Below are 4,205 nucleotides of genomic sequence, written 5' to 3' on the forward strand. Positions count from 1 at the left end.
CCCGCAGTTCGACAAGATCCAGGACAGCGATTTCGTCCCGGCCTTCGACGAAGGCATGAAGCAGCACCTGGCCGAAGTGCGCAAGATCGCCGACAACACCGAAGCGCCGACCTTCGACAACACCTTCGTGCCGCTGGAGAAGAGCGGCGAGACGCTCAAGCGCGTCGCGCTGACGTTCTTCGGCGTGGTCCAGGCCGACACCAACGACGCGCGCCAGAAGATCCAGGAAGAAGTGGCGCCGAAGCTGGCCGCGCACCAGGACGAGATCAACCTCGACCCGAAGCTGTTCGCGCGCATCAAGACCATCTACGACGCGCGTGACACGCTGAACCTCGATGCCGAGCAGAAGCGCCTGGTCGACCGCACGTACGACCAGTTCGTGCGCGCCGGCGCGCAGCTGTCCGACGCCGACAAGGCGACCCTGCGCAAGCTCAACGTCGAGGAGACCACGCTCTCCACGCAGTTCCACACCAAGCTGGTCGCGGCCACCGCCGCCGCCGCCGTGGTGGTGGACGACAAGGCGCGCCTGGACGGCCTGTCCGACAGCGACATCGCCGCCGCCGCCGAAGCCGCCAAGGGCAAGAAGCTGGACGGCAAGTTCGTGCTGCCGCTGCAGAACACCACCCAGCAGCCGGTGCTGGCCTCGCTGAAGAACCGCGACCTGCGCGCCGAAGTGCTCAAGGCCTCGGAAACCCGCACCGAGAAGGGCGACGGCAACGACACCCGCCAGACCGTGCAGCGCCTGGCGCAGCTGCGCGCGCAGAAGGCCAAGCTGCTCGGCTTCGACAGCTACGCCGCCTACAGCCTGGGCGACCAGATGGCGCGCACCCCGGACGCGGCGCTCAAGCTGCTGACCGACACCGTGCCGGCCGCCACCGCCAAGGCGCGCGGCGAAGTGGCCGAGATGCAGAAGGTCATCGACGCGCAGAACGGCGGCTTCAAGCTCGCCGCCTCGGACTGGGACTTCTACGCCGAGCAGGTGCGCAAGGCCAAGTACGACCTGGACGAGTCGCAGATCAAGCCGTACTTCGAGCTGGACAACGTGCTGCAGAACGGCGTGTTCTTCGCCGCCAACCAGCTGTACGGCCTGACCTTCAAGGAGCGCAAGGACATCCCGGTGTACAACCCGGACGTGCGCGTGTTCGAGGTGTTCGACAAGGACGGCAGCTCGCTGGCCCTGTTCTATACCGACTACTACAAGCGCGACAGCAAGTCCGGTGGCGCCTGGATGGGCAACTTCGTCGACCAGGACGGCCTGAGCGGCACCAAGCCGGTGGTCTACAACGTGGCCAACTTCACCAAGCCTGCCGCCGGCCAGCCGGCGCTGCTGAGCTTCGACGACGTCACCACGATGTTCCATGAGTTCGGCCACGCGCTGCATGGCATGTTCTCCAACACCAAGTACCCGTCGATCGGCGGCACCAGCACCTCGCGCGATTTCGTCGAGTTCCCGTCGCAGTTCAACGAGCACTGGGCGACCGACCCGAAGGTCTTCGCCAACTACGCCAAGCACTACCAGAGCGGCGAGGCGATGCCGCAGGCGCTGGTGGACAAGATCCAGAAGGCCAAGACCTTCAACCAGGGCTACGCGACCACCGAATACCTGGCCGCCGCGCTGCTCGACCTGGCCTGGCACACCCAGCCGGCCGACGCGCCGCTGCAGGACGTGGACAAGTTCGAGGCCGACGCGCTGAAGAAGTTCAAGGTGGACCTGGCCGAAGTCCCGCCGCGTTACCGCACCAGCTACTTCGACCACATCTGGGGCGGCGGCTACTCGGCCGGCTACTACGCCTACTTCTGGTCCGAGGTGCTGGACGACGACGCGTTCGAGTGGTTCAAGGAGAACGGCGGCCTGACCCGTGCCAACGGCGATACCTTCCGCGCCAAGATCCTCTCGCGCGGCAACACCGTCGACCTGGCCACCCTGTACCGCGATTTCCGCGGCAAGGACCCGAGCGTCGAACCGCTGCTGGAAAACCGCGGCCTGAAGTAAGCCGCGCCAGCGAGCGTGATACCGGGCGGGGTGGCGCAGGCCACCCCGCTTTTTTTTGTCATGCCGTGGTCCAGGCGGCCCACTCGTAGCCGTCGGGGTCGCGGAAGTGGAAGCGGCGGCCACCGGGGAAATCGAACACCGGTTTCATCACGGTGCCACCGGCGCGCTCGACCGCCGCCTGGGTGGCGGCGAGGTCGTCCGAATAGATCACCACCAGCGCCCCGCCGGGTTGCGGCGTGCCGTGGAAGAAGCCACCGGTCAGGCGGCCATCGCGGAATTCGCAGTAGTCCGGGCCGTAGTCCTGGAAGGTCCAGCCGAAGGCATCGCCGAAGAAACGGCACGCGGCGGGGATCGAGGCGACGGCGAATTCGAGGTAGTCGATGCGGTGGTGGCGGTCGGAAGTCGTCATGGCGGGGTTCGTGGAAAGAAGGCGCCAGTATCGCGGCGCCCGGGGTCGCGTGGCTTGTAGGAATCGGCCACTCAGCGGCCGTGTTCGCGCACCAGCTCGGTAGGCGATAGCCGGGTCAGGTCGCGCGCGTCGTGGACCAGATGCGCGGCATCGGCATAGCCGGCCGCCAGGGCCGCATCCGTCAGCGAGGCCGACCGCGGCGCCAGCGCCAGCAACCGTTGCAAGCGCAGGATGCGGTCCAGCGTCTTGGGGCCGTAGCCGAAATGCACCAGGCAATGGCGACGCAGGGCGCGTTCGCTGGTGCCCAGCTCGCTGGCCAGCCGCGGCAGGCGCGGGGCATCGCCGGCGGACAAGCGCGCGAAAAGCCACGCCATGCGCCGATCCGGTACCGCCGCGCGCTGTGCCACGGCGTCCAGCAGCAGGTGCGCGGACGACGTGCCGGCGTCGCGCAGCCGGTCTTCGAGCCCATCGGCGCGCGATCCCCACAATGTGCGCAGGTCCACGCGTTGCCCGGCCAGCGCTTCCATCGGCGCGCCGAACAAGCCGTGCGCGGCGCCGGGCGCCAGCCGTACGCCGGTCAGGCGGCAGCCGGGCGCGATCGCCGCCATCGCCGCCGTGCGATCGGGGCCGGCGACGAACAACGCGCTGCCATCCCAGATCAGGTCGATGCAGCCGTCGGGCAGGATGCGCGTGGGCGGCGCGGGCGCATCGCCCGCGCGATAGCGCCACAGCCGCCGCACCTGGTGGCGCCAGGCGGCGGGCGGGGCGACTTCGCGGTAGCGCGGCAGCGACGGCATCGCGGCATCTTCCCGCATCGCCGCGCTCAGCGCTCGGACGGGCCGCTGTCCTCGTAGCTGCGCGGTGCGAACAGGTCTGGCTGGATCAGCTCGATGAAGGCGCGCGCCTGCGGGGAAAGGTATTTGCCCTTGCGCACCACCACGCCATAGCTGCGGGTGGGGAACCATTCCTTCAGCGAGCGCGTGGCGAGCTTGTCGTGGTCGGCGTCGGTGAGGCAGATCGAGGTGACGATCGAAATGCCCATGCCCATCGCCACGTACTGCTTGATCACCTCCCAGCCACCGACCTCCAGCGCCACCGTGTAGGGCACGCGCGCCTGCTGGAACACCAGGTCGACCAGCCGGTAGGTGACCTGCCGGCGCGGCGGCAGGATCAGCGGGTAGGGCGAGAGGTCTTCCAGGGCGAGCCGCGGCTTGCGGGCGAGCGGGTGGTCGGGCGGGGTGATCAGGCGCTGCTCGAAGCGGTAGACCGGGGCGTAGCTGAGGTCGGCCGGCACGTCGAGCATGGAGCCGACGGCCAGGTCCACGGCGTCTTCGCGCAGCAGGTCGGTGCCGTCGGCGCTGATCGCGTTGTGCAGGGTTAGGCGCACCGCCGGGTGTCGCGCGCGGAACGCTTCGACGATCTTCGGCAGCAGATAGAGGATGGTCGAACTGTTGGCGGCCACGTGCAGCTCGCCGGCATCCAGGCCGCGCACCTTGTCGCGAAAGCTGGCTTCCAGGCCGTCGAGGCTTTCCACCAGCGGCTGCGCCATCTCGTACAGCAGCTGGCCCTCCCGGCTGGGGGAGAGGCGCCGGCCGCTGCGCTCGATGTTCGTCAGCCAGCCGGCCGTGACCCAGCAGCTGCAGGCCCTGGAGCGCGAGCTGGGCGTGGTGCTGTTCGAGCGCAGCGGCCGGCGCCTCTCCCCCAGCCGGGAGGGCCAGCTGCTGTACGAGATGGCGCAGCCGCTGGTGGAAAGCCTCGACGGCCTGGAAGCCAGCTTTCGCGACAAGGTGCGCGGCCTGGATG

General features: G+C 68.8%; 5 protein-coding genes. 2 read left to right on the forward strand and 3 right to left on the reverse strand.

Translation table 11 applies throughout. The features are described from left to right. Positions 1-1,993, forward strand: a 1,993-nt coding sequence (gene dcp, locus ARC20_RS00850) for a peptidyl-dipeptidase Dcp (RefSeq protein WP_057642913.1), incomplete at its 5' end; no start/stop codon positions are given. A gap of 58 nt (positions 1,994-2,051) precedes the next feature. Here the strand turns inward: dcp and ARC20_RS00855 are convergent. The 3 genes from ARC20_RS00855 to ARC20_RS00865 all read right to left on the reverse strand — a co-directional run bounded on the left by ARC20_RS00855 (position 2,052) and on the right by ARC20_RS00865 (position 4,017). Continuing rightward, positions 2,052-2,402 carry a VOC family protein gene (locus ARC20_RS00855; protein WP_057642918.1) on the reverse strand — a complete coding sequence of 117 codons (351 nt, stop codon included), beginning with the start codon at positions 2,400-2,402 and terminating at the stop codon, positions 2,052-2,054. A gap of 71 nt (positions 2,403-2,473) precedes the next feature. Further along, positions 2,474-3,217, reverse strand: coding sequence for a DUF6597 domain-containing transcriptional factor (locus tag ARC20_RS00860; RefSeq protein WP_237642473.1), 744 nt, complete (start codon positions 3,215-3,217; stop codon positions 2,474-2,476). An 8-nt stretch (positions 3,218-3,225) separates the two neighbouring features. Next, on the reverse strand, positions 3,226-4,017 hold the full coding sequence (locus ARC20_RS00865; RefSeq protein ID WP_237642474.1) for a LysR family transcriptional regulator substrate-binding protein: 792 nt from the start codon (positions 4,015-4,017) through the stop codon (positions 3,226-3,228). On the opposite strand from ARC20_RS00865, the gene ARC20_RS18690 reads away from it, so the two are divergent. Further along, positions 4,007-4,205, forward strand: a 199-nt coding sequence (locus ARC20_RS18690) for a LysR family transcriptional regulator (protein WP_237642475.1), incomplete at its 3' end; no start/stop codon positions are given. The two genes, ARC20_RS00865 and ARC20_RS18690, sit on opposite strands and share 11 nt — an antisense overlap.

It is taken from the genome of Stenotrophomonas panacihumi (assembly GCF_001431645.1).
In the GTDB taxonomy this organism is placed as follows: Bacteria; Pseudomonadota; Gammaproteobacteria; order Xanthomonadales; family Xanthomonadaceae; genus Stenotrophomonas_A; species Stenotrophomonas_A panacihumi.

What these genes read in the sequence shown, in the direction of transcription:
- ARC20_RS00860 (WP_237642473.1), bottom strand. Translation starts at nt 3,217, where the DNA reads ATGCGGGAAGATGCCGCGATGCCGTCGCTGCCGCGCTACCGCGAAGTC.
- ARC20_RS00855 (WP_057642918.1), bottom strand. Translation starts at nt 2,402, where the DNA reads ATGACGACTTCCGACCGCCACCACCGCATCGACTACCTCGAATTCGCC.